General features: G+C 61.5%; 20 protein-coding genes. 4 read left to right on the plus strand and 16 right to left on the minus strand.

Going from position 1 to position 19,031, the window contains the following annotated elements; translation table 11 throughout:
• Nucleotides 1–68: 68 nt before the first annotated feature.
• Together oadA and PKE98_RS02645 are read right to left on the minus strand one after the other, a co-directional pair.
• On the minus strand, nucleotides 69–1,880 hold the full coding sequence (gene oadA, locus PKE98_RS02640; RefSeq protein ID WP_271193716.1) for a sodium-extruding oxaloacetate decarboxylase subunit alpha: 1,812 nt from the start codon (nucleotides 1,878–1,880) through the stop codon (nucleotides 69–71).
• 11 nt (nucleotides 1,881–1,891) lie between these two features.
• Nucleotides 1,892–3,307 carry an acetyl-CoA carboxylase biotin carboxylase subunit gene (locus tag PKE98_RS02645; RefSeq protein ID WP_271193717.1) on the minus strand — a complete coding sequence of 472 codons (1,416 nt, stop codon included), beginning with the start codon at nucleotides 3,305–3,307 and terminating at the stop codon, nucleotides 1,892–1,894.
• A gap of 162 nt (nucleotides 3,308–3,469) precedes the next feature.
• On the opposite strand from PKE98_RS02645, the gene PKE98_RS02650 reads away from it, so the two are divergent.
• Entirely contained in the window at nucleotides 3,470–4,414 is a 945-nt protein-coding gene (locus PKE98_RS02650; RefSeq protein WP_271193718.1) for a LysR family transcriptional regulator, read from the plus strand.
• Here PKE98_RS02650 and PKE98_RS02655 read toward each other — a convergent pair.
• Nucleotides 4,374–4,595, minus strand: coding sequence for a PA3496 family putative envelope integrity protein (locus PKE98_RS02655; RefSeq protein ID WP_271193719.1), 222 nt, complete (start codon nucleotides 4,593–4,595; stop codon nucleotides 4,374–4,376). The genes PKE98_RS02650 and PKE98_RS02655 overlap by 41 nt on opposite strands.
• 166 nt (nucleotides 4,596–4,761) lie before the next feature.
• Entirely contained in the window at nucleotides 4,762–5,640 is an 879-nt protein-coding gene (hexR, locus tag PKE98_RS02660) for a transcriptional regulator HexR (RefSeq protein WP_271193720.1), read from the minus strand.
• A 163-nt stretch (nucleotides 5,641–5,803) separates the two neighbouring features.
• Here hexR and zwf point away from each other — a divergent pair, with 163 nt between their 5' ends.
• Complete coding sequence (zwf, locus tag PKE98_RS02665) at nucleotides 5,804–7,228, plus strand: glucose-6-phosphate dehydrogenase (RefSeq protein ID WP_271193943.1); 1,425 nt, start codon at nucleotides 5,804–5,806, stop codon at nucleotides 7,226–7,228.
• Between the two features lie 184 nt (nucleotides 7,229–7,412).
• Here zwf and PKE98_RS02670 read toward each other — a convergent pair whose 3' ends face one another.
• The 7 genes from PKE98_RS02670 to PKE98_RS02700 form a co-directional block, all read right to left on the minus strand.
• Nucleotides 7,413–8,042 carry an SCO family protein gene (locus PKE98_RS02670; protein ID WP_271193721.1) on the minus strand — a complete coding sequence of 210 codons (630 nt, stop codon included), beginning with the start codon at nucleotides 8,040–8,042 and terminating at the stop codon, nucleotides 7,413–7,415.
• Nucleotides 8,043–8,114: 72 nt separating this feature from the next.
• Nucleotides 8,115–8,516 carry a YbaN family protein gene (locus PKE98_RS02675; RefSeq protein WP_271193722.1) on the minus strand — a complete coding sequence of 134 codons (402 nt, stop codon included), beginning with the start codon at nucleotides 8,514–8,516 and terminating at the stop codon, nucleotides 8,115–8,117.
• Nucleotides 8,509–9,102, minus strand: a complete 594-nt coding sequence (locus PKE98_RS02680; RefSeq protein WP_271193723.1) for a biliverdin-producing heme oxygenase — start codon at nucleotides 9,100–9,102, stop codon at nucleotides 8,509–8,511. Before PKE98_RS02680 ends, PKE98_RS02675 begins: the two co-directional genes overlap by 8 nt.
• A 127-nt stretch (nucleotides 9,103–9,229) precedes the next feature.
• On the minus strand, nucleotides 9,230–10,126 hold the full coding sequence (cyoE, locus tag PKE98_RS02685; RefSeq protein ID WP_271193724.1) for a heme o synthase: 897 nt from the start codon (nucleotides 10,124–10,126) through the stop codon (nucleotides 9,230–9,232).
• 24 nt (nucleotides 10,127–10,150) lie between these two features.
• Nucleotides 10,151–11,182, minus strand: a complete 1,032-nt coding sequence (locus PKE98_RS02690; RefSeq protein WP_271193725.1) for a COX15/CtaA family protein — start codon at nucleotides 11,180–11,182, stop codon at nucleotides 10,151–10,153.
• An 11-nt stretch (nucleotides 11,183–11,193) separates the two neighbouring features.
• A complete protein-coding gene (locus PKE98_RS02695; RefSeq protein WP_271193726.1) occupies nucleotides 11,194–11,769 on the minus strand; it encodes a PA_0111/PP_0108 family redox-active disulfide protein in 576 nt (191 codons plus the stop codon).
• Nucleotides 11,770–11,777: 8 nt separating this feature from the next.
• Entirely contained in the window at nucleotides 11,778–12,506 is a 729-nt protein-coding gene (locus PKE98_RS02700) for an SURF1 family protein (protein WP_271193944.1), read from the minus strand.
• A 75-nt stretch (nucleotides 12,507–12,581) separates the two neighbouring features.
• Here PKE98_RS02700 and PKE98_RS02705 point away from each other — a divergent pair, with 75 nt between their 5' ends.
• Nucleotides 12,582–12,785 (plus strand): twin transmembrane helix small protein, encoded by a 204-nt coding sequence (locus PKE98_RS02705; RefSeq protein ID WP_108095132.1) that lies wholly within the window; start codon nucleotides 12,582–12,584, stop codon nucleotides 12,783–12,785.
• Nucleotides 12,786–12,877: 92 nt separating this feature from the next.
• Here PKE98_RS02705 and PKE98_RS02710 read toward each other — a convergent pair whose 3' ends face one another.
• The 4 genes from PKE98_RS02710 to coxB are packed head-to-tail and all read right to left on the minus strand — an operon-like array spanning nucleotide 12,878 to nucleotide 17,124.
• Nucleotides 12,878–13,801, minus strand: a complete 924-nt coding sequence (locus PKE98_RS02710) for a cytochrome c oxidase subunit 3 (protein WP_271193727.1) — start codon at nucleotides 13,799–13,801, stop codon at nucleotides 12,878–12,880.
• Nucleotides 13,802–13,828: 27 nt separating this feature from the next.
• Nucleotides 13,829–14,374, minus strand: coding sequence for a cytochrome c oxidase assembly protein (locus tag PKE98_RS02715; protein WP_271193728.1), 546 nt, complete (start codon nucleotides 14,372–14,374; stop codon nucleotides 13,829–13,831).
• Between the two features lie 7 nt (nucleotides 14,375–14,381).
• On the minus strand, nucleotides 14,382–15,989 hold the full coding sequence (gene ctaD / locus PKE98_RS02720; RefSeq protein WP_271193729.1) for a cytochrome c oxidase subunit I: 1,608 nt from the start codon (nucleotides 15,987–15,989) through the stop codon (nucleotides 14,382–14,384).
• A 10-nt stretch (nucleotides 15,990–15,999) separates the two neighbouring features.
• On the minus strand, nucleotides 16,000–17,124 hold the full coding sequence (gene coxB / locus PKE98_RS02725) for a cytochrome c oxidase subunit II (RefSeq protein ID WP_271193730.1): 1,125 nt from the start codon (nucleotides 17,122–17,124) through the stop codon (nucleotides 16,000–16,002).
• 404 nt (nucleotides 17,125–17,528) lie between these two features.
• On the opposite strand from coxB, the gene PKE98_RS02730 reads away from it, so the two are divergent.
• Nucleotides 17,529–18,176, plus strand: a complete 648-nt coding sequence (locus PKE98_RS02730; RefSeq protein ID WP_271193731.1) for a hypothetical protein — start codon at nucleotides 17,529–17,531, stop codon at nucleotides 18,174–18,176.
• Between the two features lie 110 nt (nucleotides 18,177–18,286).
• Here PKE98_RS02730 and PKE98_RS02735 read toward each other — a convergent pair whose 3' ends face one another.
• A complete protein-coding gene (locus PKE98_RS02735; RefSeq protein WP_271193732.1) occupies nucleotides 18,287–19,021 on the minus strand; it encodes a carbonic anhydrase in 735 nt (244 codons plus the stop codon).
• Between the last annotated feature and the right edge of the window lie 10 nt (nucleotides 19,022–19,031).

Consider the following 19,031-nt stretch of genomic DNA (forward strand, 5'->3'; position numbering starts at 1 on the left):
ACGGCGGATACCCAATGCCGAGATCGCAATGGCGGATATCCGCGAGGCGGATATTCGCCCTACGCCGGTTACGCCTCGATTTCCACCAACACTTCACCCGGATTCACGCGGTCGCCCTTGGCCACGTGAATGGCTTTGACGGTACCGGCAATCGGCGCCTGCACTTCGGTTTCCATCTTCATCGCTTCGGTGATCAGCACGGCCTGACCGGCTTTCACCACATCGCCTTCCTTCACCAGCACATCGACGATATTGCCCGGCATGGTGGTGCTGACATCGCCCGGGGCGCTGGCGTTTTTGCGTTTACTGCCACCGGCGCCGCCGACGAATTCGTTCAGCGGCTCGAACACCACTTCTTCCGGCATGCCGTCGATGGACAGGTAGAAGTGCCGCTTGCCGTCGGTTTTCACGCCGACGCCGGTAATGTCCACGCGGTAGCTTTCACCGTGCACGTCAATCACGAATTCGGTCGGTACGCCTTCGCCGCCAGCGCTGGCCACACGGCCGGCCTCGGGGATTGGCAGCAGCACTTCCGGCGTCAGGGTGCCGGCCGCGCGCTCTTCGAGGAACTTGCGGCCGATGTCCGGGAACATGGCGTAGGTCAGCACGTCTTCAGCCGACTTGGCCACCGCGCCGATTTCGGCACGCAGCTTGTCCATTTCCGGCTTGAGCAGGTCGGCCGGGCGCACGTCGATCAACTCTTCGTTGCCGATGGCCTGACGGCGCAGTTTTTCGTCCACCACGCCCGGCGCCTTGCCGTAACCGCCTTGCAGGTACAGCTTCACTTCGTTGGTGATGGTTTTGTAGCGCTCGCCGGCCAGTACGTTGAAGAACGCCTGGGTGCCGACAATCTGCGACGTCGGGGTTACCAACGGCGGGTAGCCGAGGTCTTTGCGCACGCGCGGAATTTCAGCCAGCACTTCGTTCATGCGGTTCAGCGCGCCTTGCTCTTTGAGCTGGTTGGCCAGGTTGGAAATCATGCCGCCGGGCACCTGGTTGACCTGTACGCGGGTGTCGACGCTGGTGAATTCGCTTTCGAACTGGTGGTACTTCTTGCGCACGGCGTAGAAGTACAGGCCAATTTCCTGCAGCAGTTCCAGGTTCAGGCCGGTGTCGAATTCGCTGCCTTTGAGTGCCGCGACCATCGACTCGGTGCCTGGGTGGCTGGTGCCCCAGGCAAAGCTGGAGATGGCCGTGTCGATATGGTCGGCGCCGTTCTCGATGGCCTTGAGTTGGCACATCGCGGCCAGGCCTGCGGTGTCGTGGGAGTGGATAAACACCGGCAGCGATTGCTCGGCTTTCAGCGCTTTGACCAGCTCGCCCGTGGCGTACGGGGTGAGCAGGCCGGCCATGTCTTTGATGGCGATCGAATCGCAGCCCATGGCTTCCATCTGTTTGGCCTGGGCGACGAAGGCCTCGATGGTGTGCACGGGGCTGGTGGTGTAGGCGATGGTGCCCTGGGCATGTTTGCCGGCAGCCTTCACGGCTTCGATGGCGACGCGCAGGTTACGCACGTCGTTCATGGCGTCGAAGATGCGGAACACGTCGATGCCGTTAACCGCTGCCTTGGCGACGAAGGCTTTGACCACGTCGTCGCTGTAGTGGCGGTAGCCCAGCAGGTTCTGGCCGCGCAGCAGCATTTGCAGACGGGTGTTGGGCAAGGCCGCGCGCAGTTGACGCAGGCGCTCCCACGGGTCTTCCTTGAGGAAGCGCACACAGGCGTCGAAGGTGGCGCCGCCCCAGACTTCCAGCGACCAGTAGCCGACTTTGTCGAGCTTGTCGCAGATCGGCAGCATGTCTTCGGTGCGCATACGGGTGGCCAGCAGCGACTGGTGAGCGTCACGCAGGATGGTGTCGGTTACATGGATCTTTTTGGACATTTACGTGTTCCTCACAGGCCGGCGTGGGCGGCAATGGCGGCGGCGATGGCCAGGGCCAGCTCTTCGGGTTTGCGCTTGACGGAGTAGTTGGTCAGTTCCGGGTGGGCTTCAACGAAACTGGTGTTGAATTGCCCGCTACGGAACTCGGCGTTTCGCAGAATTTCCTGGTAGTACGCGGCGGTGGTTTTCACCCCTTGCAGGCGCATGTCGTCCAGCGCGCGCAGGCCACGGTCCATGGCCTCTTCCCAGGTCAGGGCCCAGACCACCAGCTTCAGGCACATGGAGTCGTAGTACGGCGGAATGGTGTAGCCGGTGTAGATCGCCGTGTCGGTGCGCACACCGGGGCCGCCGGGGGCGTAGTAGCGAGTGATCTTGCCGAACGAGGGCAAAAAGTTGTTCTTCGGGTCTTCGGCGTTGATGCGAAATTGCAGGGCAAAGCCGCGGTACTGAATGTCTTCCTGCTTCACCGATAGCGGCAGGCCGGAGGCAATGCGGATCTGCTCGCGAACGATGTCGATACCGGTAATTTCTTCGGTGATGGTGTGTTCCACCTGCACCCGGGTGTTCATCTCCATGAAGTACACCTCGCCCTCGGCGAGCAGGAACTCCACGGTGCCGGCGTTCTCGTAACCCACCGCCTGCGCGGCACGCACTGCCAGGTCGCCGATATAGGCGCGTTGCTCCGGGGTCAGCTGCGGGCTGGGGGCGATTTCGATCAGCTTCTGGTTGCGCCGCTGAATCGAGCAGTCGCGCTCGTACAGGTGCACCGTATTGCCAAAGCTGTCGGCGAGAATCTGCGCTTCGATGTGTTTTGGGTTAACGATGCATTTTTCCAGAAACACTTCGGCCGAACCGAATGCCTTGGTGGCTTCGGAAATCACCCGCGGGAAGGCCTGTTCCAGTTCGTCACGGCTGTTGCAGCGCCGGATACCACGTCCGCCACCGCCCGAGGTGGCCTTGAGCATCACCGGGTAACCGATGCGGTCGCCTTCGGTGAGGGCTTCGTGAATATCGGCGACGTTGCCTTCGGTGCCCGGGGTGACCGGCACGCCGGCCTTGATCATGCTGCGCCGGGCTTCGGTCTTGTCGCCCATGCGGCGAATCACTTCTGCCGAGGGACCAATGAACTTGATCCCGCGCTCGGCGCAGATATCGGCCAGTTCGGCGTTTTCCGAGAGAAAACCGTAGCCCGGGTGCAGGGCGTCGCAGCCGGTTTCCACCGCCAGGTTCACCAGCTTGCGCGGGTTGAGGTAGCCAGCCAGCGGCTCTTCGCCAATGCTGTGGGCTTCGTCGGCACGCTTTACGTGCAATGCCATGCGGTCGGCATCGGAATAAATCGCCACTGAGCGAATGCCCATCTCGGCGCATGCACGCACGATTCGGACAGCAATTTCGCCACGGTTAGCGATCAGGATTTTCTTGATCACGGAAGCTGGCCCTCAGCCGGTTGAACGGGGCAACGCCAGAAGCGTCAACGTGCTGACACCGTAGCGCCATGTAACAATTACCTAAAATGATTAATTATTGGGTTAGACATAAGCAAAGGCTTATAGTCTGCCGACCGACCAGCCACACAGGGGCCCTTAGCGATGCGTAAGTCATTGCTGCGTATGACATTACGTCAGCTTCAGGTTTTTCAGGCAGTGTGTGAGAGCCGCTCTTACAGCCGTGCTGCTGAGGAAATTTCTTTGACGCAGCCTGCCGTTTCCTTGCAGATCCGTCAGCTGGAAGCGCTGATTGGGCAGCCGCTGTTCGACTACATCGGCAAAAAGCTCTACCTCACCGAAGCCGCTGACGCGTTGCTGCGCGCCAGCAGCGATATTTTCGGGCGCCTGGAAAGCCTGGATATGCAGCTCTCGGATTTACAGGGTTCGTTGCAGGGCCAGCTCAACCTGGCGGTGGAGTCCAGCGCCAAGTATTTCGTGCCGCACCTGTTTGCTGCGTTCAAGCGCCAGTACCCGGAAGTGAGCCTGCAACTGGTGGTGGTCAACCATGCGCAAGCCGTGCGCCGATTGAGCGCCAACCGCGATGACCTGCTGATCATGTCCCAGGTGCCGCAGGACATGTCGCTGGAATTCCTGCCGTTTCTGGATAACCCGATTATTGCCGTAGCGCCACCCGAGCACCCGCTGGCGGGGCAGGCCAACCTGATGCTGCAGGACCTTTGCACAGCGCCCTTGCTGGTGCGCGAGCCGGGCTCGGGCACGCGTAAAGCCATCGAGGATTATTGCCACCAGAAGCGCGCGCACTTTCAGCAGACCATCGAGCTGGGCTCGATGGAGTCGCAGCGTGAAGGGGTGATTGCCGGGCTCGGCATTGCCTTGCTGTCGCGCCATGCGGTGCGCCGCGAACTGGAAAGCGGCGCCTTGCGCGAACTGCCGGTGAAGGAGTTGCCGCTGATGCGTAGTTGGTGCCTGGTGCACCCGCGGGGCAAATACCTGTCACCGGTGGCGCAAACCTTCTTCGCCTTTATTCGCGCTGAGCGGGCGCAGATCAGTGGCTTGGCGGCCCGCTTCGGCGCGGTGCCTGGCTAGCGGCGGCAAAATTGGCGGCAATCAGGTCGGGGAAGTCGGCCAGCTCCAGCTGCAGGCGGCGCTCTTCGGTGAAGTCCTCGATGGCGCGGCGGTACGCCATGCGGCGCTGGTCTTCCTGCTGGCGTTTGGTCTTGCTGGCCGAGTTTTCGTACGGTTTTGCTTCATCCAGATAACGAGTCATGTGCGTGCTCCCATCGTTGGATTCGGGAGTACCAGACTGGGCGTGAAACACGACAGTTGTGTGCCGGGACCGTGAACATCCGATGACGAAACGCAAAAGCATCGAGGCCAAAGCCTCTCCCACAAAAAAGCCCGCTTTCGCGGGCTTTTTTGTGCAGCCAACGGCGTCAATCCGCGCGGCTGTCTTCGGCGGCTTTCAGCGACTTGGGCGACAAGCGCAGGCTGCGCAAACTGCGCTTCACGCTCTTGAGGTGATTGACCAGCGTTGGCCCGCGCGCCATCGCTACACCCATGGCCAATACGTCGATCACCACCAAATGCGCGATACGCGAGGTGAGCGGGGTGTAGATCTCGGTGTCTTCCTGCACGTCGATGGCCAGGTTGACGGTGGACAATTCAGCCAACGGCGTCTGGCTCGGGCACAGGGTAATCAGCGTGGCGCCGGTTTCACGCACCAGGTTGGCGGTAATCAGCAAATCCTTGGAGCGTCCCGACTGCGAGATACAGATGGCCACGTCGGTGGGCTTTAGCGTAACCGCCGACATCGCCTGCATATGCGGGTCGGAATAGGCCGCAGCGGTAAGCAGCAAGCGGAAGAATTTGTGCTGAGCGTCGGCCGCCACCGCACCGGAGGCACCAAAGCCGTAGAACTCCACGCGCTGCGCTTGCGAGCAGGCGGCGATGGCGTGTTGCAGGGCTTTGGGGTCGAGCTTCTCGCGCACCTCGATAAGGGTGTGCAAGGTGGTGTCGAAAATCTTCAGGCTGAAGTCGGCGACCGAGTCATCTTCATGGATCGCGAACTGGCCAAAGCTGGCGCCGGCGGCCAGGCTTTGCGCCAGTTTCAGCTTGAGGTCCTGAAAGCCGGTGCAACCGATGGCGCGGCAGAAGCGCACGATGGTGGGCTCGCTGATGCCAACGCTGTGGGCCAGGTCTGCCATGGAGCTGTGCATCACGGCCGCAGGGTCGAGCAGCACGTGATCGGCAACTTTCAGCTCCGATTTTCGTAACAGGTGACGCGACTGGGCAATGTGTTGCAAGAGGTTCAAGGGTTTGGCTCTTTTGATGAGTTATGATCGGCCGACGCCGGGTTGTAGCGCGCGTGTAGTTATACTACATGACCTTCCCGACGCCCAGCCAAACCAAGCGTAGCGGGCAAAAAGCCTCACGTTCTCTCAGGCCGGAGGGCTCTTGATAAGTATTCCTTGCGACATGCTGGTGTTCGGCGGCACCGGTGACCTGGCGCTGCACAAATTGCTGCCTGCGCTCTACCACCTGCACCGCGACGGTCGCCTGCACGAAGGCACGCGCATTCTGGCCCTGGCCCGCAGCCCCATTACACGAGCGGCCTACCAGGCGCAGGCGCAACGCCGTTGCCGCGCACAAGTTGCGCGGGCCGACTTCGATGCCGCTACCTGGGCCAGCTTCGCCGAGCGTCTGGACTACTTCCAGATCGACGCGTCGCAAAGCGCCGACTTCAGCCGCCTGGCCCGCCACCTCGGGCCGGTCGGCGAGCGCGTGCAGGTGTACTACCTGGCCACCGCGCCGAACCTGTTCGAAGACATCGCCCGCCATTTGAAAACCTCGGGCCTTGCCGGGCCTAACTCACGCATCGTGATCGAAAAACCCATTGGCCACTCGCTGGAGTCAGCCAAGGCGATCAACGCCGCCATCGGCGCCGTATTTGATGAGTCGCGGGTGTTTCGTATCGACCATTACCTGGGCAAGGAAACGGTGCAGAACCTGATGGCCCTGCGCTTTGCCAACATGTTGTTCGAGCCGCTGTGGCGCAGCGGGCATATCGACCATGTGCAAATCAGCGTGTGCGAAACCCTGGGCGTGGAAAACCGTGGCGCCTACTACGACCGCTCCGGCGCCATGCGCGACATGGTGCAAAACCACCTGTTGCAGCTGCTGTGTCTGGTGGCCATGGAAGCGCCAGCGCAGTTCAATGCCGAGTCGGTGCGTGATGAAAAACTGAAAATCCTTCAGGCGCTCAAACCGATTCAGGGCATGGATGTGCACGACAAGACCGTGCGCGGGCAATACACCGCCGGCAAGATCGGCGGCCAGGAAGTGCCGGCCTATTACTTCGAAAAGAACGTCGATAACGACAGCGACACCGAGACGTTCGTTGCCCTGCAAGTGGCCATCAATACCTGGCGCTGGGCGGGGGTGCCGTTCTACCTGCGTACCGGCAAACGGCTGGCGAAAAAGACTTCGGAGATCGTCATCCACTTCAAGCAGGTGCCGCACCTGCTGTTCGACAACACCCAGCCCAACCGCCTGATCATTCGCCTGCAACCGGAGGAGCGCATCAGCCTGCAACTGATGGGCAAAACCCCGGGCAAAGGCATGCGCCTGGCGCCGGTGGAGCTGGATTTGAACCTGGCCCAGGCTTTTCGCCAGAAACGCCGCTGGGACGCCTACGAGCGCTTGCTGCTGGATGTGATCGAAGGTGACTCGACCTTGTTTATGCGTCGCGATGAAGTGGAAGCGGCGTGGAAGTGGGTGGACCCGATTCTCAAGGGGTGGCAGGACAACTACCAAGACCCGCGGCCGTATGCGGCTGGCAGTAATGGGCCGGAGCAGGCACAGAGTTTGTTGGAGTTGCAGGGCAGGAAGTGGGCTGAGTGATTGGCGTGAGGTGCGCGGGCGCACCTGGGTAAGGATTCGTTAGTGGTTAGACCGCTGCCCTCACCCTGACCCTCTCCCGCAAGCGGGAGAGGGGACTGACCGGTGATTGCTGGGAAAACGTCTCCCCTCGCCCGCGTGCGGGAGAGGGGCCGGGGGTGAGGGCGAATCCAACGCAACTGCCAAATTATTGCTTCACCAACTCCGGAATCTGCACCGCCAACTTGGCGTTATTCAACGGCGCCCGAATAAACCCGCGCTGGGTGCCATCCGGCCCGATCACCACCAGGTTGCCGCTGTGGTCGACGGTGTAATTCTCTTTGCTGGTATCCGCCGGAATAAACGGAATGCTCACCGCATTGGCGAGCTTCTGAATGTTGCCCAGCTCACCGGTCAGCCCCTGAAACTGCGGGTCGAAGTAGCCCAGGTATTTTTTCAGCTGGTCGGGCGTATCGCGGTTGGGGTCCACACTCACCAACACCACCTGCAGGTTGTCCACTGCCTCCTTGGGCAGCTTGCCTTTCAAATCACGCAGCTGTGCCAACGTAGTGGGGCAGATATCCGGGCAGAAGGTGTAGCCAAAAAACAGCAGGCTCCATTTGCCCTTCAACTCGTCCACTTGCACGGGCTGGCCGAGCTGATTGGTCAGGGTGAGGTCCGGCAGGGTTCGGCTTTGTGGCAGCAGGATAATGCCGGCATCGATCATCGCCGCCGGGTCGCCGTGGCCTTTGCCACTGAGCACACGGTTGACGGTAAGGCCAAATACCAAGGCCACGATGGCGACGAGAATCGCGACGGTAATCTGTTTGCGGGTCATAGGGTGGGCAGCTCGGCAGATCGAAAGGCCAACGGTACCCCATCGCCTGGCGGACCGAAACCGCCATGCGTTTCAGGATTTGCTCTGCTCCGGCCGCGACCAGATCCACGTCGCGCCGACGCTCATGCCCAGCGCTGCAAACGCCACGGACGGCAAATGGTTCACGGTCAACACCATGATCAGCAATGCCACCAGCATGCTCAGGCTGGCCATCAGTTTGGTGTGCCGGGTGATAACGCCGCCGTCCCGCCAGTTGCGCAGCAGCGAGCCAAAAACACGCTGGTTTTCCAGCCAGGCCGCCAAGCGCGGCGAACTGCGCGAGGCGGCCCAGGCGGCCAGCAGCACGAATTCGGTGGTCGGCAGACCGGGGATGATCACGCCCAGCACCGCCAGCCCTAGGCTCAGGTAAGCCAGCGCCAGCCATAGCCAGCGCAGGGGGCGGCGGGGCGGCAGCGGTTCACAGGCATCAGGCAAAAGTGCGTTCCAGGTGGTCGGCAAAACGGTTGAAGGCGGCGATGGCGGCGGCTTCGGCCTGGCGTTCCTGCTCGGCGTCCAGTACCACGCCATCCAGTGCGGCAACGAACTTCTTCCAGCCTTGCGCGCGGCCGCCTTCAGGCTCACCGAGGTGACGGGCACCGAAGGAGTCGCTGAGTTGCAGCGCTTCAGCGCGCTTGATCAGAAACGCCGCGCCCAGCTTCGAGCCTTCGGACACGAATACCCACCCCAGCGCCGCGCCCAGGCCGTGCTGCTTACCGCGAACCGACTCATCGCCTTCGGGTACAGCGTGGTTGAGATCGGCCAGGTCCAGGCGGGCCTGTTCTACACGGGCACGGCTCGGTAAGTCGTCGACGATCTCGGCCAGCTCGGCATTGGTGTAGAGGTTTTCCAGGTCGTACTGGAACAGGTACTGGGCGGCGACGAACTTGGCGAAGTTCTCCCGATTGCCGAACGGGTCGTGGCTTTTGACCAAGGCATCGAGGCGCGCGTGGGGCTCGTGGGTCAGGGCATTCAGGCGCTGCGAGCGCAGGGCGTGGGAGAGTTCAGGGGCTTGGGCGGTCATGGCAGGTCTCGACGAAGTGAGTAGGGGATAAAACCCTGGCTCCTAGAAGACGCTGCAGATGAAAAAATCCTCAATGCGGCCGAGCATGTTTTTTCGTTTACGCCTGACCGCACTCACCGGACGCGCGTTAGCTCACCAGAAAGTAGTGATCCACCAGCAGCGCGATAAACAGCAAAAACAGGTAGTAGATGCTGTATTTGAAGGTGTTGATCGCCGCATGGGGTTTGCTATCGAAATACAGCACCCAGCTCCACTGCAAAAAGCGCGCGCCGAGCACCACGGCGCAGGCCAGGTAGAGCAAACCGCTCATGTGAATCACATACGGCATCAGGCTGACGGCCAGCAGCACCAGGGTATAGAGCACGATATGCACCTTGGTGTAATGCTCGCCATGGGTGACCGGCAGCATGGGGATATCGGCCTTGGCGTATTCGGCTTTGCGGTGGATGGCCAGGGCCCAGAAGTGCGGCGGCGTCCAGGCGAAAATGATCAGTACCAGCAGCAACGGTTCGGCGCTGATATGGCCGGTGACCGCTACCCATCCCAGCAGTGGCGGAGCGGCGCCAGCGAGGCCGCCGATAACGATATTCTGCGGCGTGGCGCGCTTGAGAAAGCCGGTGTAGAGCACGGCATAGCCAAGCAGCGAGGCGAGGGTCAGCCAGGCGGTCAGCTCGTTGGTAAAGGCCAGCAACACCGCCAGGCCGAGTACCGACAAGGCCATGGCGAAGGTGAGTGCCGCTACCGGCGAAACCCGCCCCTCGGCCAACGGGCGTTTATGGGTGCGGGCCATCACCGCGTCGATGCGCCGGTCCACCACATGGTTCACCGCCGCCGCGCCACCGGCACACAGGGCGATGCCCAGGTTGCCGAATACCACTACGGTCCACGGCACCCCGGCGCGGGTGGCGAGGAACATGCCGACCAGTGAGGTGATCAGCATCAGCACCACTACCTTGGGCTTGGTGAGCTCCAGGTAGTCGCGCCAAAGCGCTTGGCTGTGACCTTCGCTGAGTAGAGTAGCCATGGCGTCTCTCCTTCTTTTTATTGTTTAGGTAGCCGACTGGCTGACCCAATTTTTTGCCGCTGCGCGCGCCGGGTTGGCGGCTATGCGCAGGCGGTAATTCAACAAAACCGTGGTCAGTAGCAGCAGCGCGCCACCGGCGTTATGGGCTACCGCAACCGCCAGTGGTAGGTGCAGCAACACGTTGCTCACTCCCAGGCTGACCTGCACCGCCAGTGCCAGTACCAGCAAACCGGCCAACCTGCCGTGCCCGGCGCGTTGCAGTTGCCAGGCCAGCGCCAGCAGCACCAGGGTGACCAGCAGGGCGCCCAGGCGATGGGTGAAATGAATGGCGGTGCGCGCATCGCTATCGAGTTGGCCGCCTAAGTAGTTGGGGCCGATGTGCTGGCTCAGGTGAAAGCCGTTGGCAAAATCCATGGTCGGCCACCACTGGCCGTGGCAGGTGGGCAAGTCGATGCAGGCGACCGCCGCATAGTTGGAACTGACCCAGCCGCCGAGGGCGACTTGTCCAATCACCACAAGCAAACCCACCGCCGCCAGACGCCGCAAATGCACCGGTACGCTAGGCAGGCTCGCGAACCGGCCAGACAAGCGCAGGGTCAGCAAAAACAGCAGGGCGAGGGTGGTAAAACCACCGAGCAAATGCGCGGTCACTACCTGCGGCCAGAGCTTCAGGGTCACGGTCCACATCCCGAATGCGGCCTGCGCCACCACCACGCCAAGCAGCAACAGCGGCAGTTTCAGCGGCTGTCCGGGCGTACCGCGATTGCGCACGGCCACCGCCGCCAAAGCCAGGATCATCAGGCCCAGGGTGCCGGCGAAATAGCGGTGAATCATCTCGTTCCAGCCCTTGTGCGCTTCCACCGGCGCATGGGGGAAATTGGCTTCGGCGTGGGCCAGCTGGGCTTCGCTGGCCGGCACGCTGATAAAGCCGTAGCAGCCCGGCCAGTCGGGGCAGCCGAGGCCGGCGTGGGTCAGGCGGGTATAGGCACCGAGCAACACCACCACCATTGCCAGAAGGGTGGCGAGCAGCGCGAGGCGATATCCGGGTTTGGCCATCGTCCGTCCCCTTAGCCGATGTTCGACAGTTTCAGTAGCAGGCGCAGGTCGTTGAGAATCGCCTTGCCTTTGGTTTTGGCGTCGTAGCGCAGCACCAGATTGCCGTGCGGATCGATCAGCCACAGCTGCGGTTCCACGCCGGTGGCCGGCGTAGTGTTGCTGTAGGCCTGGGTGTCGAGGCCGTAGCGATTCAGGCGTGGGTAGTCGCGGGCCAGTTCGGCGTTGTAGGCCTCGCTCACCGGTTGCGCGGTGGCCAAGCCGTGGGTGGCGCGAGACGCTTCACGGCCCAGGCCGATCTGGATTTGCCGGGCCAGGTACACCAACTGGCGGCAGTCGTCAGCGCAGGTGGCCGGAGCGGTGACGACGATCTGCCAGGTAGCGGCGTCATCACCCTGAATGCCGAGGTCGGTGCGGCTGACGCCATTGCCGATCAACTCGCCGCTGTAATTGCGGCCTTCCGGCACCCAGAAGCGAAACTGGTACATACAGGTGGCCAACACCATCGGGCCGATGGTCAGCACGAGCAGCAGAATCAACTGCAAGCGGCCTTGGCGGCGCGGTGGTAGCTGATGGTTTGGCATGGGCATGGCTGGATTCATTGTTGTTCTCCCAGAATTGGCTCGTGCTTGGGTGCGGCGTGAAAGCCGAAGTAGACAAAGAGACCGAGCAGCGCCGCGGCCAGGGCGAACCACTGCACGGCATAGGCCTGATGGCGCTCCGGCCCCATGGCTACCACCGGCCAGTCAGCCTGGTAGGCGGCGGGGCTGGGTTCCAGGCGCACTTCATAGGCCAGGCCTGTGCGCCCCAATTGCTGCCACAGCGCCTGCGGGTGCACGGCGTTGACCAATAGGGGCCACTGGTCGCTGTGGGCATCGGCTTGCAGTTGGAAGCTGGCGCCGGGCGGCACATACACCCAGGCGTCCAGGCTCTCCAGGGTTGGCGGCGTAGTGTAGTGCGCTGCGGTGCGCCGGTCGGGCCACGGCAACCAGCCACGGTTGACCAGCAGCCAGAGGTTGCTGGCCTGGTCGTAGAAGGGTTGCAACAGCTCGACGCCGGCCTGGCCATCGCGGGTGCGGTTATCCAGCAGCACGCTGTGCTCTGCGTCGAAATGGCCGCTCAGGTGTACGCGCCGGTAGGCTTTGTCGGCGGTGTTTTCCAGTTGGCTGATGGGCATCGGCTCGGCAGTGCGGCGAGCGTCATAGCTGGCCAGCAAGTGGCGTTTTTCCTCGGCCCGCGCCAGTTGCCAGAACCCCAGCATCACCAGCACCGGCAACAGCACGGCCACCACCAGGGTCGGCAACCAGCCGGGGCGAAAGCGCCTCAACGGTTGCGCCCGAACGGCGCTGGGTGACTGGCTATACTCCACTGCATTCCCCTTCCCATTGGCGAGACTCGCACCATGCTCAAAGCGGCAATCGTGTTCATGCTGTTGGCCACCATCGTCAGTCTGTTCAGCGGCCTGTTCTTTCTGGTCAAGGACCAGGGCAACTCATCCCGGCTGGTCAATGCGCTGACCGTGCGTGTGGTGCTGGCGGCGCTGACCTTGGCGTTGGTCACCTGGGGTTTCTACAGCGGCCAGTTGGTCACCCACGCGACGTGGTAATGCGTTTTGCTGGGTACCGCTCGGTGCGCGGAGCACACCCTACAAAAGCACACCGCGCTCCTTCGTAGGGTGTGCTCCGCGCACCAAGCGGTTCACAGCACATACACAAAAATAAACAGCCCCACCCACACCACATCCACGAAGTGCCAGTACCAACTGGCCGCCTCGAACCCGAAGTGCTGTTTCTCGTCGAAATGGCCTTTCATGATGCGCAGCAGCATCACCGCCAGAATCAGCGTGCCGATGGTGACGTGGGCGCCGTGAAAGCCGGTGAGCATAAAGAACGTGGCGCCGTAGATGCCCGAACCCAGGGTCAGCCCCAGCTCGTGGTAGGCCTCCACGTACTCGGTCACCTGCAAGGCCAGAAAGCACACGCCGAGCAGAATCGTCAGCCCCAGCCAGGCCTTGAGTGCGCCGCGTTTGCCGTGGCGCAGGGCATGGTGGGCGAGGGTGACGGTGACACTGGAACTCACCAGCAAGATGGTATTGATCAGCGGCAGGTGCCACGGGTCTATCACATCTTTTGGCGGTGGAAACAGCGTGGGATCGGGGGTGTGCAGCAGCGGCCAGGTGTACTCGAAGTTAGGCCAGAGCATATGGGCCACGCCTTTGGCGCCTTCACCGCCCAGCCACGGGCCGGCCCAGGCACGCACATAGAACAGCGCGCCGAAGAAGGCGATAAAGAACATCACCTCGGAGAAGATGAACCAGCTCATGCCCCAGCGGAACGAGCGGTCCATCTGCGTGCTGTACAGGCCCTGGCGGCTCTCCTTGATCACCGCGCTGAACCAGCCGAACAGCATGTACGCCACCAGCAACCCGCCGATGGAAAAAATCAGCGGCCCGTGTGATTCCGGGCGCGCGGCCTTGAGGTCGTTGAACCAGGTGCCCAGGCCGTACATGGTGGTGAGCATGCCGATGGTGGCAATGATCGGCCACTTGCTCTGGGCCGGAACGTAGTAGTGCTCGTAGTCGGAGTTGGGGCTCTTTGGCAGGGCCTCGTCGTGCGTCGCCATCTTATTGTTCTCCTTGTTCTACACCGCTTACCGGGCCGCAACGGGCGCATGGCGAGCGGTGATGTCGAACAGCGTGTAACCGAGGGTCAGGTGGTAGACATCCTTGGGCAGATCACGGTCGACGATGAAGCGCACCTTCATTTCTACGCGTTCACCGGGTTGCAGCACTTGCTGGTTGAAACAGAAGCAGGCGGTCTTGTGGAAATAGGCCGCTGCCTCGGACGGCGACACGCTGGGAATCGCCTGCGCCGTCATGGGTTTGTCGGTAGGGTTTTGAGCAATGAAGGTCATCTCGTTGACGGCCCCCGGGTGCACCACCAGGTCGGCCGATACCGGGCGGAACTCCCAGACCATATCGGCCGCATTGGTGGCCATGAACTGCACCTTCACTTGCCGCGCTTCGTCCACCTGCTGTTGAGCGCCCTGGTACTGCCCGGACGTTTTGCCATTGATGCCGAAGGCCTTGCACATCACGTCGTAGATCGGCACCAGGGCAAAACCGAAGGCGAACATCACCACCACCAGTAGCAGCAGGCGGGTAACCAGTTTTTTGGTGGCGATGCCTTCACTCATAGCGTGTTCACTTCACTTCCGGTGGGGTGGTAAAGGTGTGGTAAGGCGCCGGAGACGGAATGGTCCACTCCAGGCCATCGGCGCCATCCCACGGTTTGGCCGGGGCCGGTTTGCCGCCGCGGATGCACTTGATGACGATAAACAGAAACAGGAACTGGGTGGCGCCAAAGCTGAAGGCGCCAATCGAAGACACCATGTTGAAGTCGGCGAACTGCAGGTTGTAGTCCGGGATGCGTCGCGGCATGCCGGCCAACCCCACAAAGTGCATCGGGAAGAAGGCCATGTTCATGCCCACGAACGACAGCCAGAAGTGCAGCTTGCCGAGGGTTTCGTCGTACATGTGCCCGGTCCACTTAGGCAGCCAGTAATACGCCGAGGCGAAGATACCGAAGATCGCCCCCGGCACCAGAACATAGTGGAAGTGCGCCACCACAAAGTAGGTGTCGTGGTACTGGAAGTCCGCCGGGGCAATGGCCAGCATGAGCCCGGAGAACCCGCCGATGGTGAACAGAATCACGAAGGCCACGGCAAACAGCATCGGCGTTTCGAAGGTCAGCGAGCCCTGCCACATGGTGGTGACCCAGTTGAACACCTTCACCCCGGTGGGCACGGCGATCAGCAGGGTGGCGTACATAAAGAACAGCTCGCCCACCAGCGGTATGCCGACCACGAACATGTGGTGAGCCCAGACGATAAAGGACAGAAACGCGATGGACGCCGTGGCGTAAACCATCGAGGTGTAACCAAACAGCGGCTTGCGCGAGAAGGCAGGAATGATCGAGCTGACCGCCCCGAAGGCCGGAAGAATCATGATGTACACCTCGGGGTGGCCGAAGAACCAGAACACATGCTGGAACAACACCGGGTCACCGCCGCCGGCTGCACTGAAGAAGCTGGTGCCGAAGTGGATATCCATCAGCATCATGGTCACGCAGCCGGCCAGTACCGGCATCACCGCAATCAGCAGAAAGGCGGTGATCAGCCAGGTCCAGACGAACAGCGGCATCTTCATCAAGGTCATGCCGGGGGCACGCAGGTTGAGGATGGTGGCGATCACGTTGATCGCGCCCATGATCGAACTGATGCCCATCAGGTGGATGGCGAAGATAAAGAACGTCACGCTTTCCGGGGCGTAAGTGGTAGATAGCGGCGCGTAGAACGTCCAGCCAAAGTTCGGCCCGCCGCCGGCGGTGAACAAGGTGCTGATCAACAGGCCGAAGGCCGCCGGCAGCAGCCAGAAGCTGAAGTTGTTCATCCGTGGCAGGGCCATGTCCGGCGCCCCGACCATCAGCGGAATCATCCAGTTGGCCAGGCCAACAAACGCCGGCATCACCGCACCGAAGACCATCACCAGGCCGTGCATGGTGGTCATCTGGTTGAAGAACGCCGGCTCGACAATTTGCAGCCCGGGCTGGAACAGCTCGGCGCGAATCACCATGGCGAAGGAGCCGCCAATCAGAAACATCGCAAAGCTGAACCACAGGTACATGGTGCCGATGTCTTTGTGGTTGGTGGTCAACACCCAGCGCATCAGACCCTTGGCCGGCCCGTGATGCCCGTGGTCGTGGTGGTGGTCTGTATGCCCAGCATGGCCAGGCTCAATCACTGCACTCATGATGGGTCTCCTATTTCTGCGCCTGTTTCAGGGCCAATACGTCTTTGGGGGTGACCATGTCACCGACGTTGTTGCCCCATGCATTACGTTCGTAGGTGATCACCGAGGCGATATCGACCTCCGACAGTTGCTTGCCGAACGCGGCCATCGCCGTGCCCTGCTTACCGAAGAACACAATGTGCAGGTGGTCCTCTTTTGGCCCGGTGGCAATCTTCGAGCCCTTGAGCGCCGGGAACATTGGCGGCAGGCCCTGGCCTTCAGCCTGGTGACAGGCGGCGCAGGTGGTGTGGTAGATCTTGTCGCCGCGCTCAACCAGTTCTTCGCGGGTCCACTCCTTGCTGGTCAGCTCTTTCATCGCCAACGCTTCCTGCTTGCGCTCATCCAGCCACTTGGCGAAGTCCTCTTTGGATTTCACCTCGACCACAATCGGCATAAAGCCGTGGTCTTTGCCGCACAGCTCGGCGCACTGGCCACGGTAGATGCCGGGCTTTTCCACCTTGGTCCAGGCTTCGTTAACGAACCCTGGAATGGCATCGCGTTTTACCGCCAAGGCCGGCACCCACCAGGAGTGGATAACGTCGGCGGCGGTAATCAGGAAGCGCACCTTGGTACCGGCGGGAATCACCAGCGGCTGGTCGACTTCCAGCAGGTAGTGTTCGTCCTTGGGGGCCTGGTTATGGATCTGCTCGCTGGGGGTGGCCAGGTTGCTGAAGAACTCCACCTCCTGACCGAGGTATTTGTAGTTCCACTTCCATTGGTAGCCGGTGATCTGGATATCCAGCTCCGACTCACTGCTGTCGTAGATATTGATCAGCGTCTTGGTCGCCGGAATCGCCATCGCCACCAGAATCACGAAGGGCACCACGGTCCAGAGAATCTCCACCGTGGTGCTTTCATGGAAGTGCGAGGCGACCTGGCCGGTGGAGCGGCGGTGGACCAGCATCGACCAGAACATTGCGCCGAATACCAGCACGCCAATGACGGCGCAGATCAGGAAGATGGTCATGTGCAGATCGAACACGGCATTACTGGTAGCCGTTGCGCCCTGCGTCATATTCACGGTCCAGGCGGCGTGCGCCTGGCTGAATACCGACCACAGCAGGAGGCCCATCCAAACTCGTGGATGTCGCATCATTGCGGGTTCCCCTTATCGTTCTTGTTATCCCGCCGGCTGTGCCTGCGGCGAAGGGAGCGTCTGCTAGAAAACTGACTTAGCTGCCGCACCCATTCCTTGCCGTGGCTCAGTCCGGGTTCATCAGGTCATGTCTTTCGAATCGGAGTATAGACAGCGAGTTGGACCTCGCAATGTGCGAGCGAAAATCGTCTCGAGCAGCCAGGCCTTGTGCTAAAGCCCCCGGTTCTATTGGCTTGGGCAAAGGTGTAACGCTGGCGTTATAACGGCCCCAACGGTAAAGATTGTGTAATTATTGCGATCGGGTCTGAGCAGTGGCGTGGTGCCAGCTAAGGTGTCTCTCTTTCGTCCCTGTTTCATCGCTGAGCAGGCTTTTCCATTCCCATGTCCTTTGTTCGGGAGCAGTCATGAAAACCGCCGCATTGCGCGAGATGATTCAACGCGCACACCAACATGAAGCTGCCACTGGCAACCTGGCGCAGCAGCTCGAAGGCAAGATTGCCGATCTGCACCGCTCCATCCGCTTGCCGGCCGACGATGAAAAGGGCGCGCTGGTGCGTTTTGTCGCCGCCTATATCGACCAGGTGCCGGATATCCTCGACGCCGCCAACCAGGTGGCGCGTGATGCCGGTATCGACGGGCAGATCAAGCCCGTGCTGAAAGTGGCCGAAGAGTTTTTCCTCCACCCGCCCGCGCTAATGGCCGGTCACGAAGGGTTGGACGGTATGCTCGATGAAGCCTACTTGGCGCACCGTCTGGTCGAGGAAGTGAACGACCGCTACATCACCCACCTGGGCCAGCCGTTGATTCCGCTGGATACCACCGTGGCCAACCTGATTGCCCACCAGTTGATAGGCGAGCCCTTTGCCAACCAGCTGGACGAAGCCGTGCACCACGCCGTGGACGGCATGCTGGAGGCGAGTATTTTCGAGCAGGAATCCGTGCAGGCTTATCGCGGCCGCCTGAGCAGCCCCAATACCCATGCGGCCTGGCAGCAGTGGCCGTGTCTGTCGCGGCAGTTGGGGGTGGAGTTGCAGCTGCAGGAAGCGGTTTGAGGGCGGTGTAATTTCCAAAATGTGGAATTCACGGCAGCGCGGGCATGACGGTTTACTCGTTCAAGGCATCCGTCGTCCCCGCGATGGCGGGGACGCAGAAAGCCGAGCAACTATTGCGGGGAATACCGCGGCCGCGGCGTCGCCATCGGAATCGGGCTGGTGCCATCCAGCGGCAAAAACTCCGCGCGCTCGGCGTCGTAGGCGCGAATTTCGCAGGTGTCGATGCTGTACACCCAGCCGTGAATGAACAGTTGCCCGCTGGCCATGCGCGAGGCGACCGAAGGGTGCGTGCGCAGATGCTGGAGCTGGGCCACTACGTTTTCTTCGGTTAGCACACCAAGGGTTTCGTGCTCGGTGCCGCAGCTGCAGTTGTCGGCCACCATGATCTTGGCCACCTCGGCGTGGCGTAGCCAGGCTTTTACCGTCGGCATTTTTTCCAGGGTGTCGGGGTTCATTACCGCGCGCATGGCACCGCAATCGGAGTGGCCGCAGACGATAATGTGGTGCACGCCCAGAGCCAGCACCGCGTATTCGATGGCGGTGGAAACGCCGCCGTTCATCTGCCCATACGGTGGCACCACGTTGCCCACGTTGCGGGTGACGAACAGGTCACCTGGTGAGCTTTGCGTGATCAATTCCGGAACGATGCGCGAGTCGGCGCAGGTGATAAACATCGCCCGTGGGCGCTGGGCCGTCGCGAGTTTCTGAAACAGTTCTTCCTGTTCGGGGAACACTTCGGTGCGAAACCGCTGGAAGCCCGAAACGATCTGCTGCAACGCTTCATCGGCACCTTCGCCCTGGGCTTGATCGAGGCGGTCGAGGTTCTGTTGGTCGCGCGTGTTCATGGAAGCACTC

The organism is Pseudomonas turukhanskensis, assembly GCF_027922365.1.
GTDB classification, from domain to species: Bacteria; Pseudomonadota; Gammaproteobacteria; order Pseudomonadales; family Pseudomonadaceae; genus Aquipseudomonas; species Aquipseudomonas turukhanskensis.

Coding starts and splice junctions, on each gene's coding strand:
- oadA (WP_271193716.1), bottom strand. CDS start 1,880: ATGTCCAAAAAGATCCATGTAACCGACACCATCCTGCGTGACGCTCAC.
- PKE98_RS02650 (WP_271193718.1), top strand. CDS start 3,470: ATGCGTAAGTCATTGCTGCGTATGACATTACGTCAGCTTCAGGTTTTT.
- PKE98_RS02655 (WP_271193719.1), bottom strand. CDS start 4,595: ATGACTCGTTATCTGGATGAAGCAAAACCGTACGAAAACTCGGCCAGC.
- zwf (WP_271193943.1), top strand. CDS start 5,804: ATGCTGGTGTTCGGCGGCACCGGTGACCTGGCGCTGCACAAATTGCTG.
- PKE98_RS02670 (WP_271193721.1), bottom strand. CDS start 8,042: ATGACCCGCAAACAGATTACCGTCGCGATTCTCGTCGCCATCGTGGCC.
- PKE98_RS02680 (WP_271193723.1), bottom strand. CDS start 9,102: ATGACCGCCCAAGCCCCTGAACTCTCCCACGCCCTGCGCTCGCAGCGC.
- cyoE (WP_271193724.1), bottom strand. CDS start 10,126: ATGGCTACTCTACTCAGCGAAGGTCACAGCCAAGCGCTTTGGCGCGAC.
- PKE98_RS02690 (WP_271193725.1), bottom strand. CDS start 11,182: ATGGCCAAACCCGGATATCGCCTCGCGCTGCTCGCCACCCTTCTGGCA.
- PKE98_RS02695 (WP_271193726.1), bottom strand. CDS start 11,769: ATGCCCATGCCAAACCATCAGCTACCACCGCGCCGCCAAGGCCGCTTG.
- PKE98_RS02705 (WP_108095132.1), top strand. CDS start 12,582: ATGCTCAAAGCGGCAATCGTGTTCATGCTGTTGGCCACCATCGTCAGT.
- PKE98_RS02710 (WP_271193727.1), bottom strand. CDS start 13,801: ATGGCGACGCACGACGAGGCCCTGCCAAAGAGCCCCAACTCCGACTAC.
- PKE98_RS02715 (WP_271193728.1), bottom strand. CDS start 14,374: ATGAGTGAAGGCATCGCCACCAAAAAACTGGTTACCCGCCTGCTGCTA.
- ctaD (WP_271193729.1), bottom strand. CDS start 15,989: ATGAGTGCAGTGATTGAGCCTGGCCATGCTGGGCATACAGACCACCAC.
- coxB (WP_271193730.1), bottom strand. CDS start 17,124: ATGATGCGACATCCACGAGTTTGGATGGGCCTCCTGCTGTGGTCGGTA.
- PKE98_RS02730 (WP_271193731.1), top strand. CDS start 17,529: ATGAAAACCGCCGCATTGCGCGAGATGATTCAACGCGCACACCAACAT.
- PKE98_RS02735 (WP_271193732.1), bottom strand. CDS start 19,021: ATGAACACGCGCGACCAACAGAACCTCGACCGCCTCGATCAAGCCCAG.